This is a genomic window from Gardnerella vaginalis (genome assembly GCF_001563665.1).
In the GTDB taxonomy this organism is placed as follows: domain Bacteria; phylum Actinomycetota; class Actinomycetes; order Actinomycetales; family Bifidobacteriaceae; genus Bifidobacterium; species Bifidobacterium vaginale_A.
Genome location: NZ_KQ961861.1, coordinates 1 through 671, shown reverse-complemented (window position 1 = coordinate 671; position 671 = coordinate 1). Strand labels below are relative to the sequence as shown.

The window sequence follows — 671 nt, the reverse complement described above, 5'->3', positions numbered from 1 at the left end:
AATGTTCTTTCTGGTATTTTCTGGACTTTGTGGTTGACTTTGCTTTCTATGGTTATTGCGATTGTGTTGGCGCTTTGTTTGGCGATGATGCGTAAGAGTGTTAATCCTGTTTTGCGTGGTGTTAGTTGGTTTTTTATTTGGTTTTTTAGGGGTACGCCTGTTTATACTCAGCTTGTGTTTTGGGGTATGTTTGCTGTTCTTGTTCCTAAGTTGAGTTTGGGTGTTCCGTTTACTAGTTTGGAGTTTTTCTCTATTGATTCTAATGTTGTTATGACTTCTTTTAATGCTGCTGTTATTGGTTTGTCTTTGAATGAGGCTGCGTATTTGTCTGAGATTGTTCGTGCTGGTTTGGAGGCTGTTGATGTTGGTCAGGTTGAGGCTGCTAAGTCTTTGGGTATGTCTCGTTCTTTGATGATGTGTCGTGTGGTTCTTCCTCAGGCTATGCGTATTATTGTTCCTCCGTTGGGTAATGAAACTATTGGTATGTTGAAGACTACTTCTTTGGTTTTGGCTGTTCCTTTTACTCTTGAGTTGCAGTTTGCTACGAATGCTATTGCTAATCGTATTTATAAGCCTATTCCTCTTCTTATTGTTGCTAGTGTTTGGTATTTGGTTATTACTTCTGTGTTGATGGTTTTGCAGTCTATGTTAGAAAAGCATTTTGGTAAAGG

Annotated in this window: 1 protein-coding gene; it reads left to right on the top strand. The window is 38.9% G+C overall.

Features of this window, described 5'->3' with window-relative positions; all coding sequences use genetic code 11:
• The coding region (locus HMPREF3230_RS03170) for an amino acid ABC transporter permease (RefSeq protein WP_075523522.1) at positions 1 to 671 on the top strand (671 nt) is incomplete at both ends.